Annotated in this window: 2 protein-coding genes; both read right to left on the bottom strand. The window is 40.3% G+C overall.

Annotated elements, in window-relative coordinates:
- Positions 1 to 196: 196 nt before the first annotated feature.
- Positions 197 to 1,045 (bottom strand): DegV family protein, encoded by an 849-nt coding sequence (locus tag GMD4S_RS08745; RefSeq protein ID WP_000762165.1) that lies wholly within the window; start codon positions 1,043 to 1,045, stop codon positions 197 to 199.
- A 2-nt stretch (positions 1,046 to 1,047) separates the two neighbouring features.
- Positions 1,048 to 1,422 (bottom strand): DUF1149 family protein, encoded by a 375-nt coding sequence (locus GMD4S_RS08750; RefSeq protein ID WP_001050092.1) that lies wholly within the window; start codon positions 1,420 to 1,422, stop codon positions 1,048 to 1,050.
- Positions 1,423 to 1,522: the final 100 nt, after the last annotated feature.

A 1,522-nucleotide genomic window follows, 5' to 3' on the forward strand; every position in this document is an offset into this window, starting at 1 on the left:
TGTCTACTCCTTGGAAGAACTATCTTTTTCACACAGGGTTCCAGGCGTGTTCAATTATCAAGATACAAAGGACGTTAGCTGCCCATGAAAAATAAGGAATGGCGCTGACTTTCTACGAAAGGCAAGACAGGCATCTTTTTTCAAGAGGCAGGTAGGCCGTGTTCAATTGCTAAGATACAAAGCTTGTAAGAACAATTTAGACGATTGGTGTATAGCTCAAGGCGATACTACCTTCTCCAAGGTGGGTCCCAATGACACTCCCAAAGGTATTAATTGGAATCTCAGAAGTCACACCACTCTCCATCAAAAGCTGGCGCAAATCCACTGCCTTTTGAGGAGCATTGCCATGGATGACTGTTATACGGTAGTCCCCATCTTTTGTCAACTCCTTGATGATTTCCACCAAACGTTTGATTGCCTTCTTTTCCGTACGAACTTTTTCGTAAACTTCAATCACACCTTGGTCATTAAAGTAAAGGATAGGCTTGATACTGAGGAGATTCCCTAAGATAGCTGCCCCATTTGACAAACGTCCTCCTTTAACCAAGTGGTCGAGGTCATCTACTATGATAAAGGCTGAATTATCAGCAATTTGGATCCCCAACTTCTCCTGAATCTGGGCAAAATCATCACCTTGTTCTGCCCATTCAAAAGCACTCTCTACCATAAATCCTAGAGGGGAACTGGTGATATGGGTATCTGGAAAGGCAATGGTCAAGCCATCATACTCATCCAACATGTATTGGATGTTCTGATAAAAGCCTGAAATTCCTGACGAAAGAAAGAGTCCCAAGACATGGGTATAACCCTCGTCTTTCAAAGAACTAAGAATCTCATCCAATTTGGCAATACTTGGTTGGCTAGTTTTAGGCAATTCTACAGACTGAACCATTTTTTGATAAAATTCCTCAGCAGTCAGATTGACACCTTCAACATACTCCTCCCCATCAATGTTAACAGGAATATCCAAGATAAATAGATTCTCTCTTTGCAGCGTCTTCTCCTCTAAATAGGCTGAAGAATCTGTAATGACAGCTAATTTCATGACTAAAACTCCAAATTGATCCCTGGAAGATCCAAGGCGATTTCTGTTACTTCATACGTCAAACGATTGAGCATGTTCAAACATGGACGTGCCAAGGTTTCGACTTCTTCTTGGTTAAATTCGCTTGGTTCGTTGACAATTCGACCTTCCACGTGGTTAACTTGAGAAATTGTTCCGCTGATGACAAATTTGTCAAAGACAATCATAAAACTCAAGATAACAACAAGCGAAGTTACTTGGTTTTCTTGGTCATGTTGGAGCAACTGAAAGTTCACGTCTACCTTGGTTTCAGGAGCTCCATTTTCATTTTCCCATTCAAAGTTACGAGCATCAAAGTGATACTGGCTAACAAATTCTTGTTCTCGTTTAAGATTCATTTTTCTCTCCCATTGCTACAATTTACTATGCAATTGTACCACATTTTTATCATTTCATCTAGTTTTCTAGGCTTTAGTCAATTCCGATTTCATCTTTAAC

The sequence above is a fragment of the Streptococcus sp. GMD4S genome, assembly GCF_000296955.1.

Bases quoted from the DNA above. Each gene is read 5' to 3' on its own strand.
- GMD4S_RS08745 (WP_000762165.1), bottom strand. From the start codon at position 1,045: ATGAAATTAGCTGTCATTACAGATTCTTCAGCCTATTTAGAGGAGAAG.
- GMD4S_RS08750 (WP_001050092.1), bottom strand. From the start codon at position 1,422: ATGAATCTTAAACGAGAACAAGAATTTGTTAGCCAGTATCACTTTGAT.